At 66.3% G+C, this 19,321-nt stretch carries 22 protein-coding genes; 15 read left to right on the top strand and 7 right to left on the bottom strand.

Annotated features, from left to right (window positions below; all coding sequences use genetic code 11):
* Positions 1–37: 37 nt before the first annotated feature.
* Positions 38–694 (bottom strand): hypothetical protein, encoded by a 657-nt coding sequence (locus AC13GF_RS08235; RefSeq protein WP_483004280.1) that lies wholly within the window; start codon positions 692–694, stop codon positions 38–40.
* 274 nt (positions 695–968) lie between these two features.
* On the opposite strand from AC13GF_RS08235, the gene AC13GF_RS08230 reads away from it, so the two are divergent.
* The gene (locus AC13GF_RS08230) at positions 969–1,475 is read left to right on the top strand and encodes an N-acetyltransferase (RefSeq protein WP_313297667.1); all 507 of its coding nucleotides are present in this window, start codon (positions 969–971) and stop codon (positions 1,473–1,475) included.
* A gap of 22 nt (positions 1,476–1,497) precedes the next feature.
* On the opposite strand, the gene AC13GF_RS08225 is transcribed toward AC13GF_RS08230, so the two are convergent.
* The 3 genes from AC13GF_RS08225 to AC13GF_RS08215 form a co-directional block, all read right to left on the bottom strand.
* A complete protein-coding gene (locus AC13GF_RS08225) occupies positions 1,498–1,704 on the bottom strand; it encodes a hypothetical protein (RefSeq protein WP_005410107.1) in 207 nt (68 codons plus the stop codon).
* A gap of 56 nt (positions 1,705–1,760) precedes the next feature.
* Positions 1,761–2,198: an acetyltransferase gene (locus AC13GF_RS08220; protein WP_088026360.1), complete on the bottom strand. Its 438-nt coding sequence runs from the start codon at positions 2,196–2,198 to the stop codon at positions 1,761–1,763.
* A gap of 68 nt (positions 2,199–2,266) precedes the next feature.
* Entirely contained in the window at positions 2,267–3,034 is a 768-nt protein-coding gene (locus AC13GF_RS08215) for an NAD(P)H-dependent oxidoreductase (RefSeq protein WP_483004279.1), read from the bottom strand.
* A 78-nt stretch (positions 3,035–3,112) separates the two neighbouring features.
* Between AC13GF_RS08215 and AC13GF_RS08210 the strand changes: the two genes are divergently transcribed.
* From AC13GF_RS08210 to AC13GF_RS08190, 5 genes are all read left to right on the top strand, one after another.
* Positions 3,113–3,472 carry a winged helix-turn-helix transcriptional regulator gene (locus AC13GF_RS08210; RefSeq protein ID WP_483004278.1) on the top strand — a complete coding sequence of 120 codons (360 nt, stop codon included), beginning with the start codon at positions 3,113–3,115 and terminating at the stop codon, positions 3,470–3,472.
* A gap of 75 nt (positions 3,473–3,547) precedes the next feature.
* The gene (gene tadA, locus AC13GF_RS08205; protein ID WP_483004277.1) at positions 3,548–4,072 is read left to right on the top strand and encodes a tRNA adenosine(34) deaminase TadA; all 525 of its coding nucleotides are present in this window, start codon (positions 3,548–3,550) and stop codon (positions 4,070–4,072) included.
* A 75-nt stretch (positions 4,073–4,147) separates the two neighbouring features.
* Positions 4,148–4,720, top strand: coding sequence for an oligoribonuclease (gene orn / locus AC13GF_RS08200; protein ID WP_483004276.1), 573 nt, complete (start codon positions 4,148–4,150; stop codon positions 4,718–4,720).
* A 169-nt stretch (positions 4,721–4,889) separates the two neighbouring features.
* The gene (locus AC13GF_RS08195) at positions 4,890–5,765 is read left to right on the top strand and encodes an EcsC family protein (RefSeq protein WP_024958433.1); all 876 of its coding nucleotides are present in this window, start codon (positions 4,890–4,892) and stop codon (positions 5,763–5,765) included.
* Positions 5,766–5,904: 139 nt separating this feature from the next.
* Positions 5,905–7,020 carry an alkene reductase gene (locus tag AC13GF_RS08190; RefSeq protein WP_483004275.1) on the top strand — a complete coding sequence of 372 codons (1,116 nt, stop codon included), beginning with the start codon at positions 5,905–5,907 and terminating at the stop codon, positions 7,018–7,020.
* Between the two features lie 132 nt (positions 7,021–7,152).
* On the opposite strand, the gene AC13GF_RS08185 is transcribed toward AC13GF_RS08190, so the two are convergent.
* Both AC13GF_RS08185 and ppsA read right to left on the bottom strand, forming a co-directional pair.
* Positions 7,153–8,046, bottom strand: a complete 894-nt coding sequence (locus AC13GF_RS08185) for a mechanosensitive ion channel family protein (protein ID WP_483004274.1) — start codon at positions 8,044–8,046, stop codon at positions 7,153–7,155.
* A gap of 154 nt (positions 8,047–8,200) precedes the next feature.
* Entirely contained in the window at positions 8,201–10,579 is a 2,379-nt protein-coding gene (ppsA, locus tag AC13GF_RS08180; protein WP_483004273.1) for a phosphoenolpyruvate synthase, read from the bottom strand.
* A gap of 144 nt (positions 10,580–10,723) precedes the next feature.
* Between ppsA and ppsR the strand changes: the two genes are divergently transcribed.
* The 5 genes from ppsR to AC13GF_RS08155 all read left to right on the top strand — a co-directional run bounded on the left by ppsR (position 10,724) and on the right by AC13GF_RS08155 (position 15,050).
* Positions 10,724–11,545, top strand: a complete 822-nt coding sequence (gene ppsR, locus AC13GF_RS08175) for a posphoenolpyruvate synthetase regulatory kinase/phosphorylase PpsR (protein WP_483004272.1) — start codon at positions 10,724–10,726, stop codon at positions 11,543–11,545.
* A 170-nt stretch (positions 11,546–11,715) separates the two neighbouring features.
* On the top strand, positions 11,716–12,225 hold the full coding sequence (locus tag AC13GF_RS08170; RefSeq protein ID WP_049398213.1) for a DUF1249 domain-containing protein: 510 nt from the start codon (positions 11,716–11,718) through the stop codon (positions 12,223–12,225).
* A gap of 42 nt (positions 12,226–12,267) precedes the next feature.
* Positions 12,268–12,756, top strand: coding sequence for an NUDIX hydrolase (locus tag AC13GF_RS08165; protein WP_483004271.1), 489 nt, complete (start codon positions 12,268–12,270; stop codon positions 12,754–12,756).
* Positions 12,757–12,938: 182 nt separating this feature from the next.
* Positions 12,939–13,568: a DUF2239 family protein gene (locus AC13GF_RS08160; protein WP_483004270.1), complete on the top strand. Its 630-nt coding sequence runs from the start codon at positions 12,939–12,941 to the stop codon at positions 13,566–13,568.
* Between the two features lie 117 nt (positions 13,569–13,685).
* Positions 13,686–15,050 (top strand): MATE family efflux transporter, encoded by a 1,365-nt coding sequence (locus AC13GF_RS08155; protein ID WP_483004269.1) that lies wholly within the window; start codon positions 13,686–13,688, stop codon positions 15,048–15,050.
* Between the two features lie 64 nt (positions 15,051–15,114).
* Here AC13GF_RS08155 and AC13GF_RS08150 read toward each other — a convergent pair whose 3' ends face one another.
* The gene (locus AC13GF_RS08150; protein WP_483004268.1) at positions 15,115–15,765 is read right to left on the bottom strand and encodes a class I SAM-dependent methyltransferase; all 651 of its coding nucleotides are present in this window, start codon (positions 15,763–15,765) and stop codon (positions 15,115–15,117) included.
* A 344-nt stretch (positions 15,766–16,109) separates the two neighbouring features.
* Between AC13GF_RS08150 and AC13GF_RS08145 the strand changes: the two genes are divergently transcribed.
* From AC13GF_RS08145 to AC13GF_RS08130, 4 genes are read left to right on the top strand one after another with little or no spacing between them, the layout of a single operon-like run.
* Positions 16,110–16,724 carry a CDP-alcohol phosphatidyltransferase family protein gene (locus tag AC13GF_RS08145; protein ID WP_100442258.1) on the top strand — a complete coding sequence of 205 codons (615 nt, stop codon included), beginning with the start codon at positions 16,110–16,112 and terminating at the stop codon, positions 16,722–16,724.
* 22 nt (positions 16,725–16,746) lie between these two features.
* Positions 16,747–17,811, top strand: coding sequence for a class III poly(R)-hydroxyalkanoic acid synthase subunit PhaE (gene phaE / locus AC13GF_RS08140; RefSeq protein WP_483004267.1), 1,065 nt, complete (start codon positions 16,747–16,749; stop codon positions 17,809–17,811).
* Positions 17,808–18,875: a class III poly(R)-hydroxyalkanoic acid synthase subunit PhaC gene (gene phaC, locus AC13GF_RS08135; RefSeq protein WP_483004266.1), complete on the top strand. Its 1,068-nt coding sequence runs from the start codon at positions 17,808–17,810 to the stop codon at positions 18,873–18,875. The genes phaE and phaC overlap by 4 nt, the downstream gene beginning before the upstream one ends.
* Positions 18,876–18,926: 51 nt before the next feature.
* Positions 18,927–19,301 (top strand): YfeK family protein, encoded by a 375-nt coding sequence (locus AC13GF_RS08130; protein WP_483004265.1) that lies wholly within the window; start codon positions 18,927–18,929, stop codon positions 19,299–19,301.
* Positions 19,302–19,321 lie beyond the last annotated feature (20 nt).

Below are 19,321 nucleotides of genomic sequence, written 5' to 3'. Positions count from 1 at the left end.
CCTCCTTGGGGGGTAGAGGGATGGTTGAACTGGCAGCTCATGGCGCGAGCTTCTGCACAGTGGTGGTGGTTGAGAACAGCGCATTGCGCAGATCGGCGCGATAGCTGGAAGGATCTTCCTCGCCGCTCGCACCGTATCCGGTGATCTCTTCGATTCGGGGGTAGTCGGCGCGTGGGTAGTACCGCGTCAACGGGCTCCCGGCGTCCATGCGCTCCTTGTCGATGAACGTCAGGAATCGCGTATCCGCCTCGCCGGTCGTAGCGCGCAACATCGCACCGACACCCGTCAGCGTCCAATGGCAGACGCCACGCCCGTAGTAATCCTCGTCTTGCATGCGGTCGAGGTGGAACGTACCGCGGTATTCGTTCTCGTCGACCTTGTGTAGTTCCACCAACTCCTGGCTGGTGATACGGCTGGCGGTACCGGTCGCCCTCAGGACCCGGCCGCAGTCCCTGTGGTTGCTGACGTCGTACTGGGCAACGCCCTCGACCACCGCGAAGGGGCCGGGGGCATCTTTCAGTGTCAGTACCAGCTCGTAGCCCTGCTGCGGTGACGGGTTGAGCTTGGCCAGGCCGCGTCCACCTGCGGCAACGTCACGCTCTGCGTCCGCGTAAGGCGAGCAGGCCGTCAGCGCCAGCAAGAGGCCCATCGGTACCAGATGGCGTCCCTTGCGTGTCGGCATGGCTACATCCATGGCGGCATCCTGCATCGTGCGTCCGTGTCCATATATCCTTCCCTGGTGACAGGTTTATCGATTATGGAGTGTTCTGGAAACCTGGCGCCAGCTACGGCAAGGCGTGGGTGACGGAATTTTGACGCATTCAGCGTTCGGCGGCGTCGCCGAATCGATTGCGGCACAGGCGATTCGAGGTTCGCGGAGCGATTACGCTTCGCGTTCGACATTTCGCCGCAAATCTGTGACAACGGTCGCTAATTCACGCAACTCTCACGCAAGCGAACATTACGCCATGAACTACACCATCCGTGCCGAAGCCATTGATGATCAGGCCCCTCTCCATGCGCTCACCGAGGCCGCATTCCGGGACGCTGCGCACAGCAGCCATACCGAACAGTTCATCGTCGATGCCCTGCGCGCCCGCGGGGAGCTGAGCGTTTCGCTGGTGGCCGAGATGGACGGGAAGGTGATCGGCCATGTGGCGGTGTCGCCGGTGACGATCAGCGATGGCAGCACGGGCTGGTTTGGCCTGGGCCCCATTTCGGTATTGCCCGCGTGGCAGGGGCAGGGCATCGGTGCGGCCCTTATGCACGCTGCACTTGAAGCTCTGCGTCAGCAGGGGGCACATGGCTGTGTATTGCTGGGCGAGCCGGCCTATTACGCTCGCTTCGGCTTCCGTGCCGAGCCGGGCCTGGTGCTGCCGGGTGTGCCGCCGGAGTACTTCCAGGCACTTTGCCTGCAGCCTCCGTTGGCACAGGGCGAGGTGCAGTACTCACCGGCCTTCGAGGCGACGGCCTGATCCGGGCCTGGCACGTTTCTGCTCAGGGCGCGCGCCAGACGGTCGGTTCGGGTTGCGGCTTCGGAATGCGGTAACCGCCGATGTGTTCAAGCAGTTCATTGGTACGGCGCTGCTCGACCAGTACTTCACGCAGCAGGTTGCGCACGGCAAAGATGGCGAACGGCACCAGGATCCAGACCAGGCTGATGCCCAGCGCAAACAGGGTCAACAGGGCTTTTGCACCATCCATGCGGCATTCCTCGGTCGAAAGCAGCCACGCTAGCACGTGGCTGCTGCCGACGGATGTCAGCCGTTGTGCCGAAGGTGGATCAGCGGATACGGACGGCCTTGCGAATCGAGCGGTGAGCGGCCGCTTTCGACGAAGCCCATGCGCAGGTAGAAGCCGACGGCCTGTGCGTTCTGTTCGTTGACGTCAGTACTCAGCTGCGGATGCTGGGTCAGAGCGTGCTGCAGCAGTTGCCGGCCGATGCCGGTGCCACGTACGTCCGGATCGATGAACAGCGCTTCCATGTGCGTGCCGTCGATCAGCATGAAACCGAGGGGGCGGTCCTGAGCGTCGACGGCCACGGTCATCGGTGCCTGCGGCAGGAAACCGGCGACTTCGGCATCGATCGCCTGGCGGTCGTCGGCGCTGAGGAAGTCGTGGGTGGCGTCGACGGCGCGGCGCCAGAGGTCAACGAGGGCGGCGCCGTCGTCGGCGCGGGAGGGACGGAGGGTGGTCATATGTTCACCAAGGTGCTTGACAGGAATGCGCAGTATGAAGCTTTCCAGCCGTGCTTGCAGGTGCGGATTCATCCGGCGTTGCGATGGCGGATGAAAGGACTGTAGGCAGTCGCTTCGGCGCGTAGCGCCACGCCGTCCTCGAAGTCTCCGCTGTTGTTGAAGGGCACGGTCGGCCACTGCCGCCAGTGCGCCAGTCGCTCGCGGTAGTCGCTGGTGGCCGCCGCCAGTGCCGCGTCGTGCGCCTGCACGCGATCCGCTGGCAACCCGGAACGCACGCCATGCACCACGAACGGCTCCATCACCTCGAAGCCGACGTAGCGCAGGCTGTACATCAACGGCCACAGCAACAGCCGGGTATCACCCTCGCGACCATCGACCGCGCAGGCCCGCGCCGACGAACCGGTTGTCACGCTCAGCAACGCACGCTTGCCCCGCATCACGCCATGTTCGTGACGTTGCCGGCTGTTGTACATCGGCCCATAGACCATCACGCGGTCCAGCCAGCCCTTGAGGATGGCCGGCGCCGTGAACCACCACAGTGGGAACTGCAGGATCACCAGATCCGCGGCCTGCAGCAGTTGCAGGTGACGCTGCACATCGGCGGGAAGCTGGTCGTGTTCTGCGCTGTAGCGTTGTTCGCGCTGGGCATCGAAGCGGCCCGGCTGCAGGCGCCGTGGATGGTGCCAGGCCGCTTCCATCGGATTGAAGCCTTCCGCATACAGGTCGACCACGTCCACCTGCAGGTGGTCGTGCCGCAGCTGCTCGGCCGCCTGCACGGCCAGGTGGGCGTTGAAGGAGCGGGGTTCGGGGTGGGCAAGCAGGATCAGGGCGCGCATGGGGCGAGGTGTTCGAGGAGTGTGCGACCATCCTCGCGGTGCCGGTATGTCCCGGCAATTACGCACCTTGAGGTAACCATGGCGTTCCCCGGAAATGTCTATGCCGCCGATTGCTCGGCGCGCGATGCGCTGGCGCTGATCTCCGGCAAGTGGGTGATGCTGCTGTTGCCGGCGTTGGCGCAGGGTCCGCAACGCAACGGTGCGCTGCTGAGGAAGATCGAAGGCATCTCGCAGAAGGTGTTGACCCAGACCCTGCGGCAGCTGGAGCGCAATGGCCTGGTCGAGCGGTGCGAACGGAGCAGCAAACCATTGCATGTCGAGTACCGCCTGACCGAGGTCGCGCGCGGTCTGGTCGAGACGCTGTCCGCTCTGGACCGCTGGGCCGAGCACAATTTCCCGGCGCTGGATGCGGCCCGCGAGCGCTTCGACGCGCGCTAGCGGCGCCTGCACGGCCGCGGGCGTACAATGCGGCCCCGGCGGCCATCCTGGCCCAGCACACACGCGAGAACCGCCATGACCGACGCCCTGGGCGTGCCGGTGCACGACACCGATGAGCACTGGATGCGCCACGCGCTGGCGCTGGCCGAGCGCGCGCAGCGCGAGTTCGACGAGATCCCGGTGGGCGCCGTGCTGGTGGGTGCCGACGGCCAGCTGCTGGGCGAGGGCTGGAACCTCAACATCGCCTCGCACGACCCCAGCGCACACGCCGAGATCGTGGCCATGCGGGCGGGCGGCAAGTTGCTGGCGAACCATCGCCTGCTTGGCAGCACGCTGTATGTGACCCTGGAGCCGTGTGCGATGTGCGCGATGGCGATCGTGCACGCGCGCGTTGCACGGTTGGTCTACGGTGCCAGCGACCCCAAGACCGGCGCCTGCGGCAGCGTGTTCAACCTCATTGGTGACACCCGCCACAACCACCGCGTCGAGATTCACGGCGGGGTACTGGCCAAGGAAGCCAGTACGCGCCTGACCAATTATTTCCGCGCCAAGCGTGGAAAGCCGCCGCTGCTGCTGGAAGACCACGTCGGCGAGGGCTGAGGGGCGAAAGGGTATGATGGGCGCCTCTTTTCATTACCGGTAGGCCGCGCGCCTGCCCAGCAACGAGGCGACACAATGGCGGACACCGGCGCGGCCAACGAGCGACTGATCTGGATCGACCTGGAAATGACCGGGTTGGATACCGATAACGATTCGATCATCGAGATCGCCACGGTGGTCACCGATGCCCAGCTCAATGTGCTGGCCGAGGGCCCGGAATTCGCCATCCATCACCCGCTGGAAACGCTGGAAGCGATGGACGAGTGGAACCGCAACCAGCACCGTCGTTCGGGCCTGTGGCAGCGCGTGGTGGACAGCGCCACCACGCTGGCCCAGGCCGAGGCGCAGACCGTGAACTTCCTGGCGCAGTGGATCCCGGCCGGCCTGTCGCCGATGTGCGGCAACTCCATCTGCCAGGACCGCCGCTTCCTGCACCGCCAGATGCCGCGCCTGGAGAAGTACTTCCACTACCGCAACCTGGACGTGTCCACGGTGAAGGAGCTGGCCAAGCGCTGGGCGCCGACCGTGGCCGCTGGCGTCGGCAAGAACAGCAACCATACTGCGCTGAGCGACGTACACGACTCGATCGCCGAGTTGCGCCACTACCGCCAGTTCATGGGCGCGCTGTCGGGTCTGCCGGTTGCCTGACAACGACGCCGGGCATGGCCCGGCGCTACCGGGTGACACGCGAACTGGTAGTGCCGGCCGCTGGCCGGCAAGGCGCCGGGGGCGGTTCCCTTTCCAGCGGAAAGGGCTCTGACCCTTCCGTCGTGCCCCGCGACGAACCGTTCAACTCCCTGGCGCTAAGATCGGCGCCATGAACGAGCCCATCCTGCTTCCCCGCGACATTGCCCACGACGCCCGCGACTGGTCTGACCTGCAACGGGCGGTGGCCCTGCTGGAAGCGCCAACCCTGACCGCGCGCATGGCCAATCTGGTCGGCACGCCGCTGGAGTTCGCGGTGAAGGCGCTGCCCAGCTCGGTCTCCAACCGCATCCATGGTGCAGTGCAGGCGGCGCTGACCAAATCGGCGCAGGCCGCGCTGTGGAGCATGGACAACACCCCCGGCAAGGGGGCGTCCACCCGCTGGCACAAGCTGGCGGCAGCGACCTCCGGTGCGGTGGGCGGCGCCTTTGGCTTTGCCGCGTTGTTCATCGAACTGCCGGTGTCGACCACCATCATGATGCGCGCGGTGGCCGACGTGGCCCGCAGCGAGGGCTTCGACCTGTCCGAGTTCAGCACCCGCCAGGCCTGCCTGGAAGTGTTCGCGCTGGGCGGCAACTCGCCGCGCGATGACGCCAGCGAGACGGGCTATTACCTGGCCCGCGGCTTCACCACCGATGTGATGCGCCATCTGTCGGCCGAGCTGGCCGGGCGCGTGGTGACCGGCCGCGACCTGACCCTGGGCGTGGCACCGAAGGAGGCCGGCAAGCTGCTGGCGAAGATGGTGGAGAAGGTGGCGGCGCGCTTCGGTGTGGTGGTCACCGAGAAATTTGCCGCACAGGCGGTGCCGATCGTCGGTGCTGCCGCCGGTGCAACACTGAATACCATGTTCACCGACTACTACCAGGACATGGCGCGCGGCCACTTCATCGTGCGCCGGCTCGAGCTGAAGTACGGGGAAGATGTGGTTCGCGCCTGCTATGACCGCGTGGCGCATGGCGCGGTAAAGATCGAGCCAAGGCTGGAGTAGCGCCACGCCATGCGTGGATGAGCCCTCGTACCGGGTGATCCTTGCCTTGGGGGAACAATTGTTTTGCCAGTGCATGCCTGTTGCGCAGCGGCCGCCATCCCCATTCTTTGCGGCACTCCCCCCGCAAGAGATTGCCGCCATGATGTTCACCCCCCACCGCCTGGGCGCGCTGACGCTGCCCAATCGCATCGTGATGCCGCCGATGACCCGCTCGCGTGCCGCCGACGGTAACGTCGCCACCGCGGAAATGGCCGCCTACTACGCGCAACGCGCCAGTGCCGGCCTGATCGTCAGCGAAGGCACGCAGATCAGCCAACAGGGCCAGGGCTACGCCTGGACCCCGGGCATCCACAGTGACGAACAGGTGCAGGGCTGGCGCCAGGTGACCGATGCGGTGCACGCCGCCGGCGGTCGCATCTACGCCCAGCTGTGGCACGTGGGCCGCGTTTCACACGTGGCGCTGCAGCCGGACGGTGGCGCACCGGTATCGTCGTCGGCACTGCTGGCTGAAGGCGTCAAGGTGTTCGTCGATCCGACCGGTGCCGGTCCGGAAACCGGCATGGGCGAAATGATCCAGCATTCGATGCCGCGCGCGCTGCGCGAAGACGAGATCCCGGGCATCGTCGAGGACTATGCGCAGGCCACCCGCAATGCGCTGGCCGCCGGCTTCGATGGTGTCGAGCTGCACGCCGCCAATGGCTACCTGATCAACCAGTTCATCGATTCGCAGGCGAATCTGCGTACCGACCGCTACGGCGGCTCACTGCAGAACCGTCTGCGCTTCCTGCGCGAGGTGGTGCAGGCGATGGTGGATGTAGCCGGTGCGGATCGTGTCGGCGTGCGCCTGGCACCACTGACCGTGCAGCAGGGGGCGGTGGACGATACGCCGCAGGCAACCTATCTGGCCGCCGCGCACCTGATGGCCGAGCTGGGCGTGGGTTACCTGCACATCGTCGAAGCCGACTGGGACGAAGCGCCGCTGATGCCGGTGGCGTTCAAGCAGGCACTGCGCATGGTTTACCCGGGCACGCTGATCTACGCCGGCAAGTACACCGCTGAGCGCGCCGAGCAGGCACTGGCTGAAGGCTGGGCCGACCTGATCGGCTTCGGTCGCCCGTTCATCGCCAACCCGGATCTGCCGGAGCGCCTGCGCCTGGGTGCGGAACTGAATCCGCCGGATCGTGCGACGTTCTTTGGCGGTGGCGCGGTTGGGTTTACCGATTACCCGACGCTGGAAGAGAGCGTCGCGGCCTGATCCTGGAGGCTGCCGGCCAGCGGCCGGCACTACCGGCGTATGGAGATGGGGTGGGTGCCGGCCAGCGGCCGGCACTACCAGGGTGCGCGGGGCAGGGTAGTGCCGGCCGCTGGCCGGCATTTCTGTTTGGGATCAGGGCGTGTCGCGCACCAACGCGTCAGCCTCGACCACGCCGCCATCCTTGCCATGCAGGTACAGGTGCATGTCCTGCTGCGGGTACGGGATGTTGATGCCGGCTTTGTCATAGCCCAGCTTCAGCTGTTCCAGCAGCGTGACCTTGGTGCCGAACCAGTCGGCCGACTTCACGTAGCAGCGGACGCCCAGGTTGATTGCATGCGCACCCAGCTCATACACCACCACGTCCGGTGCTGGCGTCTGCAGCACGCGCGGGTCGGCCTTCATCAGTGCCAGCGCTGTATCGCGTGCCAGCTGGATGTTGTCCTCGTAGCCGATGCCGATCACCAGTTCGACGCGGCGCGTCGGTTCGGCAGTCAGATTGATGATCGGTGCGGCGGTGATCAGCGTGTTCGGGATGGTGGTGTGCTGGTTGTCGGCGCCGGTAAGCACGGTCTGGAAGATGCGCACTTCGCGCACGGTGCCGGTCTGCCCGGCCACGGTCACCACATCGCCCACGCGGAACGGGCGCAGCGTCACCAGCATCACGCCCGAGGCGATGTTGGACAGCGAATCCTTCAATGCCAGGCCAACGGCCAGGCCAGCGGTGCCGAGCACGGCCAGCAGCGGGGTGATCTTCACGCCCAGCGTGTCGATGGCCAATAGCGCCACGATCACCAACGAAGTGGCATAGACCACGTTGCGCAGGAAGGTACCCAGCATCGGGTCCACGCCTATGCGCGCAGTGGCGCGCGGCATCGCGTTGGACAGGCGTCGTGCCACCCACATGCCGACCAGCAGCACCACGATGGCGGCCAGCAACGGCACACCGTAGGTCTCCAGCAGGTGCTGCCAGTCGAGCGAGTGGAACCAGGGCGTTGCGGCGGGCGAGGGCGGTGCGGCGGCGATCATGCGGGAATTCCTTTGCTGCTGCGGGACAGGCGCGAGGTGCGCGTGGCGTGTACAGACGCCAGAAACAGCAAGCCCCGCAGAGGCGGGGCTTGCGTGCAGCAGCAGTATCGGCTGACGCCGATGAACACGACGTCAGCCTGCGGCCTTTACGGCATCAGCCGTTGGCCTTCAGCTTGGCCAGGCGCAGCCAGGTATCGACCACGGTGTCCGGGTTCAGCGACACCGACTCGATGCCTTCCTGCATCAGCCATTCGGCCAGATCCGGGTGATCGGACGGGCCCTGGCCGCAGATGCCGACGTACTTGCCCTTGGCGCGTGCTGCCTTGATCGCCATCGACAGCAGCTTCTTCACTGCCGGGTTACGCTCGTCGAACAGGTGCGCGACGATCGACGAATCGCGGTCCAGGCCCAGGCTCAGCTGGGTCAGGTCGTTGGAGCCGATCGAGAAGCCGTCGAAGATCTCCAGGAACTCATCGGCGAGCAGTGCGTTGGACGGCACTTCGCACATCATGATGATCTTAAGGCCGTTCTCGCCCTGCTTCAGGCCGTTCTGTTCCAGCACCTCGATGACCTTGCGGCCTTCTTCCAGGGTGCGCACGAACGGAATCATGACCCACAGGTTGTCCAGGCCCATTTCGTTGCGCACGCGCAGCACGGCCTTGCACTCAAGCGCGAAGGCAGCCGAGAAGCTCGGGTCGACGTAACGGCTGGCGCCGCGGAAGCCGATCATCGGGTTCTCTTCGTGCGGCTCGTAGTTGCTGCCGCCGATCAGGTTGGCGTACTCGTTGGACTTGAAGTCCGACAGGCGCACGATCACGGCGTTCGGTGCGACCGAGGCGGTGAGGGTGGCGATGCCTTCGGCCAGGCGATCCACGTAGAAGCCGACCGGATCGGAATAACCGGCAATCTTCTCGTCGATCTTCTTCTTGGTCGCCGCATCCTGACGGTCGTATTCCAGTAGCGCGTTCGGGTGGATGCCGATGTGGCTGGCGATGATCATTTCCAGGCGGGCCAGGCCGATGCCGGCGTTCGGCAGCTGGCCGAAGTCGAAGGCACGTTCCGGGTTGGCCACGTTCATCATGATCTTCAGCGGTGCCGGCGGCATGTTGCCCAGATCAGTGGTGGTGCGCTCGAAGCCGAGCTTGCCTTCGTAGATGAAGCCGGTATCGCCTTCAGCGCAGCTGACGGTGACCAGCTGGCCATCTTCGATGACCTTGGTGGCGTTGCCCGAACCGACCACGGCCGGCACGCCGAGCTCGCGCGCGATGATCGCGGCATGGCAGGTACGGCCACCACGGTTGGTGACGATGGCCGAGGCGCGCTTCATCACCGGCTCCCAATCGGGATCGGTCATGTCGGCGATCAGCACGTCGCCCGGCTGCACACGGTTCATGTCGTCCAGCGTCTTGACCACGCGGGCCACGCCCGAGCCGATCTTGGCACCAACAGCACGACCTTCGGCCAGCACGTTGCCGCCCTTTTCGGTCAGCGCGAAGCGCTCGATCTGGGTGGCGTGGCTGCGCGACTTCACCGTTTCCGGGCGCGCCTGCACGATGAACAGCTTGCCGCTGACACCGTCCTTGGCCCACTCGATGTCCATCGGGCGGCCGTAGTGCTTCTCGATGACCAGCGCCTGCTTGGACAGTTCCTGCACGTCCTCGTCGCTGATGGAGAAGGTGGTGCGCAGTTCGGCCGGGGTGTCCTCGATCCTGACGCGCTCACCCGGAACATCCGAATACACCATGCGGATCGCCTTGCTGCCGAGCGAGCGGCGCAGGATCGCCGGCTTGCCGGCCTGCAGGGTGGGCTTGTAGACGTAGTACTCGTCCGGGTTGACCGCACCCTGCACGACCATTTCACCCAGGCCGAAGGACGAGGTGACGAACACCACGTCGCGGAAGCCGGACTCGGTGTCCAGGGTGAACAGCACGCCGGACGAACCCACGCCCGAACGCACCATCAGCTGCACGCCGGCGGACAGGAACACGTCCTCATGCTTGAAGCCGTGGTGCACGCGGTAGGCGATGGCACGGTCGTTGTACAGCGAGGCAAACACTTCCTTGACCTTGTGCACGACATCGTCGGCACCGGTGACGTTGAGGAAGGTTTCCTGCTGGCCGGCAAAGGAGGCATCCGGCAGATCCTCGGCGGTGGCCGACGAACGCACGGCCACGGCCACGTCGCCGCCGCCGTTTTCGGCGCTCAGCTTGGCGTAGGCGGTGCGGATGTCCTGGTCCAGCTGCGGCTGCAGCGGCGCGTCGATCACCCAGCTGCGGATCTCCTTGCCGGCGGCGGTCAACGCGTTGACGTCTTCGACGTCCAGCGTGGCCAGCTTGTCGAAGATGCGCTTGGACAGGTCGTTGTGCGCGATGAAGTCCTTGAAGGCTTCAGACGTGGTCGCATAACCTCCGGGAACGGAGACGCCCAGACCGGCCAGATTGCCGATCATCTCGCCCAGCGAGGAATTCTTGCCGCCTACGCGGGCCAGGTCGGCCAGACGCAGTTCGTGCAACCACAGGATGTTCTCGTTCAAGCGCGATGCTCCGTTTGGCCATCGCCCGAGGCGGGCTGAGTGGCCGCGTCCGTAGGAAGAAGCCGATATGATGCCGGGCAGACCGCTGTCGGCACAAGCTTGTGTTGGCGGCCCTTTTAGGCTTCGTAGGGGATAAAAGCGCGCATGTCGACCATCCGTCCGGTGTTCTACGTTTCCGATGGAACCGGTATCACCGCTGAAACCATTGGGCATAGCCTGCTGACCCAGTTCTCCGGGTTCAGCTTCATTACCGACCGGATGTCGTTTGTCGACGACCCCGAAAAAGCGCGTGAAGCCTGCGCCCGGATCCAGGCGGCGGGGGAGCGGTACCAGGTCCGGCCGATCGTGGTGAACTCCTGCGTGGACCAGAGCCTGAGCCTGATCCTGGCCGACAGCGGGGCGCTGATGCTGGACGTGTTCGCACCGTTCATCGAGCCGTTGGAGCGTGAACTGGCCAGCCCGCGCCTTGCCCGGGTGGGCCAGGCCCACGGCATGGTGGACTTCGACACCTACCACCGCCGCATCAACGCGATGAACTTCGCCCTGACCCATGACGACGGCATCGCGGTGAACTACGACGATGCCGACGTGATCCTGGTGGCGGTATCGCGCGCCGGCAAGACGCCCACCTGCATCTACCTGGCCCTGCATTACGGGGTGCGCGCGGCCAACTACCCGCTGACCGACGAAGACCTGGAAAGCGACCGCCTGCCGCCGCGGCTGCGTGCTTACCGGCGCAAGCTGTTCGGCCTGACCATCGATCCCGACCGGCTGCAGCAGATCCGCCAGGAGCGCCGCCCGAACTCGCGCTACGCCAACCTGGAGACCTGCAAGCGCGAGGTGGCCGCGGCCGAGGTGATGTTCCAGATGGAGCGGATCCCGACGCTGAGCACCACCCATACCTCGATCGAGGAGATTTCCAGCAAGGTTCTGGCCACGCTGGGGCTGCAGCGCGAGCTGTATTGATCCGTGCGCCACGACCAACGGTCGTGGCCTACCTCCGGGGGCGATGACCCTCCTGCACGGTGGGTATCGACGCTCCTGCACGGTGGGTATCGACCGTTGGTCGATACCGAGCCCCTTTGGTCGGGGTGATCCCGCCCCCACGTTGAAGCACCAACGTGTAGGATCGACCCATGGCCCGAGCCTTGCCCCGTACCGAACGCATTCCCCGCCTGAGCCGGTTGAGCTGGCTCATGGGCCTGTACGCGGAAAACTACCGCCATCTGGTGCGCCTGTTCGAACCGGCCGGACTGGTGGCAGGCAGCTACATCTCCTCGATCGGCGACGGCCTGGATGTCCGCCTGGACGTGATCGAGTGCCACCGCTACACGGTGGAACTACGCCTGACCTACGACCTGGCCGACCCGGTCACCGGCGAGCCGGATCCGTCGGCCTATGTGCGCCTGTACCGTGACGCGCGCCAGGCCGAGACCACCCACTGCTACGTCGGCCGCCGCTGGCAGGACACCATGGGCCTGTACCCGCCGCCGGCGGAGCTGATCAGCCACCGCATGCGGATGAACACCTTCCTCGGCAAGTGGCTGGAATACCTGGCCGAGCGCGGCCACGGCGTGGCCACCCTGCGCCGCGATCCCGATGGTGCCGGTACGCCCGCCGAGCGCCGCCTGTCGCTGGTGCGCTGATCGGCCATAATCCACGGCTGACCTGCCGCTGGATGCTGCCCCATGCCGTACACCCCGATCGTCGCCACCCTGGGCTACGTGCTGTCGCCCGATCGTCGCCAGGTGCTGATGATCCATCGCAACACCCGGCCCGGTGACCACCACCTGGGCAAGTACAACGGTCTGGGCGGCAAGATCGAACCGACCGAAGACGTCGCGGCAGGCATGCGCCGCGAGATCGCCGAGGAAGCCGGCATCGACTGCACCGGCATGCGCCTGCGCGGCACCATCAGCTGGCCGGGTTTCGGCAAGCACGGCGAGGACTGGCTGGGCTTCGTGTTCGTCATCGATGGATTCGAGGGCACCCCGCACGGTGGCAACCACGAAGGCACGCTGGAGTGGGTGGAACTGGACAAGCTGGACACGCTGCCGATGTGGGAAGGCGACCGCAATTTCCTGCCGCTGGTGTTCGACGCCGACCCGCGCCCGTTCCACGGCGTGATGCCGTACAAGGACGGCCGCATGGTGAGCTGGTCCTACAGCCGGCTGTAACCCGGCGAATCGGGTGGGGGGGCGATCTTTCGGGTGGGGATCAACCTTTCGGGTGGGGATCAACCTTTCCGGTGGGTGCCAACCTTGGTTGGCACGCTCTTCTGGCTGATTAATACCCGGGCAATATTGACGAGTGCAAATTACCCGGGCAATATTCGCTCATCACCTCTGATGCCATTACCATGCCTGCGTCCCGACTTCCTCCCTTCAGCTGTTTCGACGGCCATCGCCTGGTCGCTTCCGGCACCCCGGAAGTGGCCGCGCTGGCGCTGAAGCAGCTGCGTACCGACAACGCTGCAGGTCCGCTGCTGGTGTTCGACAACACCAGCGGCCGCACCCGTGATTTCGACACACGCGGCAGCGACGCAGAACTGCTGGCGCGGGTGGCGGAGGCGTTTCCATCGGCCGTGGAAGCGGACGCCGGAATCGCTCCCGAAGACGCACCTGTTGCCCCGCGCGGCCGCGGCCGCCCCAAGCTGGGCGTGGTCGCCCGCGAAGTGACCCTGCTGCCGCGCCACTGGGCGTGGCTGGCCGAGCAGCCGGGTGGAGCCTCGGTGGTTCTGCGCAGGTTGGTGGAGGCGGCCAGCCGGGCCGGTGCAGACAAGGACCGGCAGCGCCGCCACAGCGAGCGTGCCTATCACTTCCTGCAGACCATCGCCGGAGACCTGCCGGGTTTCGAGGAAGCGATCCGTGTCCTGTTCGCGCACGACCGGGCGGGCCTGGAAATGGCGTTGCGCAGCTGGCCCGAGGATGTGCGCAATCACGCCCTGCGCCTGGCCTTCGATGATTCTTCGGACCACGCAGACGGCTGAGCCACCGCGCCGTTGCTGAGCGGCGGCACCACCTGATCGCGGGCCACGGCCCGCTCCCCTGTGCTTGCTTTGCTGGCGGAAACGTCGGGCAGGGCAGCGCCTTGCCCAGAGAACCCCATGGACACCCCCGCACATCCCATCCCCCCGGTCGCGCCGCCCCTCTGGCGCACCTATCTGACCCTGCTGCTGCCGATGCTGCTGACCAACGCATTGCAGCTGGCCGCCGGCACGCTGGACAACATCTACCTCGGCCATCTGCTGGGTACGCAGGCGGTGGCCGCCGCCGCAGCGTTCTTCCCTGTCTTCTTCCTGCTGCTGGCCCTGGTAATGGGCCTGGCGACCGGTGCGATGGTGCTGATCGGCCAGGCCTGGGGCGCGGGCCGGCCGCAACAGGCTCGTGCGGTGGCCGGCAGTGCGGTGGCACTGATTCTGCTGTTGTCAGTGCTGGTGATGGCGGTGGGCGGCGGTTTCGCGCCACAGCTGCTTGCGGCACTGGGCACGCCAGCGCCGATCCTCGGCGAATCCATCGTCTATGCCCGTGTTCTGCTGCTGGCTGCACCGGCGTTCTTCCTGCTGTGGCTGGCCACTGCGGTGAGCCGTGCGGTGGGCGATGCCAAAACGCCGCTGCATGCGCTGCTGCTGGCCACGGTGGTCGGCCTGCTGTGCACTCCGCTGCTGATCCTGGGCTGGGCCGGTCTGCCGCAGCTGGGCGCGGCCAGTGCGGCAGTCTCGGCGGCGCTCGCCTCGCTGCTGGCCTTGGCCTGGCTGATGTGGCGGTGGCAGCGGATGGGGCACCCGCTGGCACCGGGGCATGAGTTGCTGCAAGCCATCCGCTTCGATGGAGCGCTGATCCGTTCGATGCTGCGCATCGGGGTACCGTCCTCGCTGCAGATGCTCAGCCTGGCCGTGGCCGAGATCGTGCTGCTGGGCTGGATCAATCGCCACGGTTATACCGCCACGGCCGCTTACGGCGCGGTCAATCAGTTGATGAGCTGGGTGCAGCTGCCTGCGATGTCGCTGGGTATCACCGCCACCATCCTCGCTGCACATGCGATGGGCGCGGGGCGTGGGGCACGACTGCACGCCATCGCCCGCACCGGTGTGCTGCTTGGACTGGCGATACTGAGCGGGGTGGTGGTGCTGGTTGTGGCGCTGGCGCCCTGGCTGACCGGGCTGATCCTGGCGGCGACCGACGTGCGAGAACTGGCCACGCAGCAGTTGCGCACGGTGGTGTGGGGCGTGCTGGCGATGGGAGGCAGTGCGGTGCTGGTCGGGGTGATGCGCGGCAGCGGCACGGTATGGCTGCCAGCGTTGCTGGGCATGGTGGCGGTATTGCTGCTGGAGCTGCCGCTGGCGACGTGGCTGCAGTCCCGGCACGGTCTGGCCGGGCTGTGGTGGGCGTGGCCGCTGGGGTTGCTGGCCATGCTGGTGATGCAGGTGCTCTGTTTCGCGCATTGGCGGCGCAGGATGCAGGCTGGGTAGTGCCGGCCACTGGCCGGCAATCCGGAATTGTCGAGGCAGCCGGCCAGCGGCCGGCTCTACCACTTCAGCGCCGCTGTGCCAGCAGCAGGTGGAAGTGCTTATCGCGCGCCTGGCCATCATTGCCGGTCGCGGTTTCCCGGTGGCTGCGCCAGGCCGAGATGCGAAAGCCTGATACTCGCAGCGCCAGCTCCACCGCGTCCAGCTCATGCAGCTGGAAGTCGGCTGCGAATGGCAGGCTGCGCATGAAGCTGGCATGGCCAAAGGCCAGGCACAGGCGGCCGCCCCGGCGTAGTACCCGCGCCAGCTCGTCCAGCACCGGGGCCAGATTCGGCCAGAAGTACAGGGTGTTGACCGCCAGCGCGGCATCCATCGCGGCATCGGCGACCGGCAGTGCATGGGCGTCGCCGTGTCGCATCGCCGCACGCTCGGCCACCCCGGCGTCGGCCAGCCGCTGGTTGCCGGCCTCGACCATGGCCGTGGACAGCTCGATACCCAGATAGTGGCTGTCGGTGGCCTGCAGCATCAGTGGCGCGAAGGCCGCATTGCCCGGGCCGACCTCCAGGACCCGTTCGCCGGCACCGACGGCCAGCAGTCCGATTGCGGCCAGGTTGAGTGCGCTGTTGCTGCGGTTCATCGAGTCGGCCACCGCCAGCGCGGCGTCGCCATGGGGCTGTCGCAGCTGTGCGGCCAGGGTGGGAGCATCCAGCATCATCATCGTCCGTTGCAGAGTTTCGGACGTGGCGGCGGCGGGTCCGCCGGTGACCATAGCGCCGACCTTGTGGCTTGGGAAGTAGGGAAACCCCGCTGCAGGGTGATGAGGAAATGTCCAGCGTCGCAGTCGGTGAGATCTGGTTGTCCACAGGGGGTGTGGATTACGCGTGGGCAACTTTGTGGATAAGCCGCGACAGGCGCCACCCCCCTAGGCTGTCAAGATGGGTGGCGAAAAATTCACCGCCGGTGAGGGCAGGTGAGGGAGCGGTGAAGGCGGGGTCCTGCCAGTGCTGTCGCCAGCGGCGGCGCTCGCGGTAACCTGTGGGCCTTGATGCTCCGTGAGACCCCATGAAACGTCACTTCTCGATGCTGCGCGAATTCCAGCTGGCCGACTGGTTCACCCTGGCCAATGCTTTCTGCGGCACCGGTGCGGTCTTTGCCGCGATGCGCTTCCTGCAGGACGGCGAGCGCGGCTACCTGCTGTTCGGCATGGCGCTGATCCCGCTGGCCTTCATCTTCGACGCGCTCGACGGGCGCATCGCGCGCTGGCGCAAGTCCAGCTCCACTCTCGGCCGCGAGCTGGACTCGCTGTCCGACGTGATCTCCTTCGGCGTGGCCCCAGCGGCACTGGCTTATGCCTGCGGCATGCAGGGCGGCTGGGACTGGCTGGTGCTGAGCTACTTCGTCTGCTGCGGTGTCAGCCGCCTGGCACGCTACAACGTCACTGCCGAGGCGCTCGCTGGTGACGAGGGCAAGGTCAAGTATTTCGAGGGCACCCCGATCCCGACCAGCCTGGTGCTGGTGATCGTACTGGCGATTGCCGCCGGTACCGATGCCATCGGCCAGAACATCTGGTTCGGCCAGTGGCAGATCGGCCCGTGGCAGCTGCACCCGATGGTGCTGCTGTTCGCCTTGTCCGGGTCGCTGATGATCAGCAAGACCCTGCGTATCCCCAAGCCATGAGCCAGCCCTGCGGAGGCCTGCGATGACCAGCTCGGCCCACGACGCCGGCAGCAGCGATTTCGAGACCCTGGCCCGGCAGTACTTCGGTGCCTGGGGCGATGCCCTGCGCCATGCGAGCACGCCCGGTGCACCGGCCGGTGACGACCCCGGCAGCTGGCAGCGGTTGTTCGACTGGTGGGGCCAGCTGTTGCCTGAGCAGGCGCAGGGCGCACCGGAAGATGCCGTGCGCCGGTTCCGCGAACAGGCGGGCAGCTGGTACGGCACCATGCAGGAGGTTGCCGCGCGTTTCGCCGGCCGTGACGCCAGCAGTGCCGATGTGGCCCAGGCTTGGCGCGAGGCGGTGCAGGGGCAGGGCGACGGCATGCTGCAGTGGATGCTGCAGGGCGCCCGTGGCAGCACCCACGCCGGCGCCACCGTGCCCGAATTCGCCGCATGGCTGCAGCAGTTCCAGCTGCAGGCGGGCCCGTGGCTGCAGAGCCCGGCATTCGGTCCCGGCCGCGAGCACCAGGCGCGCTGGCAGGCCCTGCTGCGTGCGCAGGAGGAATACCAGCAGCATTCGCGCGCCTATGTCGATCAGATCAAGCAGGCATTGGACGAGGCCTTTGCGTTGTTCGAGCAGCGCCTGGCCGAGCACGAACAGCCCGGCAGCCAGTTGACCAGCGCCCGCGCGATGTTCGACCTGTGGATCGAAGTGGCCGAGGAGGCCTACGCCAAGGTCGCCATGTCCGAACCGTTCCAGCAGGTGTATGCCTCGCTGGGCAACGCGCAGATGCGTCTGCGCGCCGGCCTGCAGCGCGAGGTGGAACAGATGAGTGAACGTATCGGCCTGCCGACCCGCAGCGAGATGGATGCCGCACACCGTCGCATTGCCGAGCTGGAGCGCAGCCTGCGCCGGCTGCAGGCACAAGTGGCGGTGCTGGCTGGAACTGCCGAGGTGGACCCAGTGGCACAGCCGGCGCCGGCGAAGGTGAAGCCGGTCGCGCGCAAGGCCGCGAAGAAGGCCGTGCCGGCAAAGAAGGCGGCTGCGAAAAAGGCGCCCGCGAAGAAGGCTGCACCTCGCACTTCCACTCGGACGCGTGACCGATGAAGGGACCGCTGGGCTTCAACGCCGATGACCTGATGCAGGAAACCCTGGCCATGCAGCGCAAGCTGATGGAAGGGCTGAAGCTGCTGCCGCAGGTGGAAGACGTGGACTATGGCGTAACCGCCCGCGAGGAAGTCTGGCGCGACGGCAAGGTGGTGCTGTACCGCTTCGTCGGCGAACAGGCACCGAGCCGGCGCACGCCGCTGCTGATCGTCTACGCGCTGGTCAACCGGCCGTACATGGTCGACCTGCAGGCCGACCGTTCGCTGGTGCAGAAGCTGCTGGCACTGGGCCAGGACGTGTATGTGCTGGACTGGGGCTACCCGGATCGCTCGGAGCGCTTCCAGACCCTGGAGGACTACCTGCTGCGCTACATCGATGGCGCGGTGGATGCACTGCACGCGCGCAGTGGTGGCCCGGTGGACCTGCTGGGTATCTGCCAGGGCGGCGTGTTCGCACTCTGCTACGCCGCGTTGCGCCGGCAGAAGCTGGGCAAGCTGATCACCATGGTCACCCCGGTCGATTTCCAGACGGCCGACAACATGCTCTCGCACTGGGCGCGGCAGGTGGATGTGGACCTGCTGGTGGACACCTTGGGCAACATCCCGGCCGACCTGATGAATGCCAGCTACCTGATGCTCAAGCCGTTCCGCCTGAACGTGCAGAAGTACGTGGGCCTGCTCGACATCCTCGATGACAAGGCGGCGCTGGAGGATTTCCTGCGCATGGAAAAGTGGATCTTCGATTCGCCGGATCTGGCAGGTGAGGCGTTCCGCGACTTCATCAAGCAGTTCTACCAGGGCAACGGGTTGGTGAACGGCACGGTGCGGATCGGCGAGGAAGCGGTGGATCTGTCGCAGGTGACGCTGCCGGTGCTGAACATCTACGCCGAGCAGGACCATCTGGTGCCGCCGGATGCCTCGCGCGCGATGCGTGGGCGCTTGGGCACGGACGACTACACCGAGTCCAGTTTCCGCGGTGGCCATATTGGTATCTACGTGTCCGGCCGCGCGCAGCGCGAAGTGCCGGCCACGATTGATGGCTGGCTGAAGGCGCGCGACGCGTAAAGCCTGCTTCGTTTTTGTAGCGTCGAGCCATGCTCGACTGCATGGAGAATGATGATGTCGCAAAGGATTTCGATGCTGCTTGCCGCGCTGCTGCTGGCAGTCCCTGTGGCCCAGGCCGCACCCGGTGCGGATGCACGGCGCGAGATCGCCCAGCTGATCGCCAGCCTGGATGGCTCCCAATGCCGCTTCCAGCGCAATGGCAGCTGGCACGATGGCAGTGATGCGCGCGCGCACCTGCAGCGCAAGTACGACTACCTGCTGAAGAAGGACATGGTGGAAAGCGCCGAGCAGTTCATCGAGCGCGCGGCCAGCCAGAGCAGCATGAGTGGCAAACCCTACCGCATCCAGTGTCCGGGACAGCCTGAACAGACCGCAGCCGCCTGGTTCGGTGCGCGCCTGCAGGCGCTGCGTCACCGCACGCCGTAGACATAGAGGCGGTGTAGAGT

It is taken from the genome of Stenotrophomonas sp. 22LJNL06-5-1, from assembly GCF_056861455.1.
This window is presented reverse-complemented; position numbering and strand designations above follow the sequence as displayed.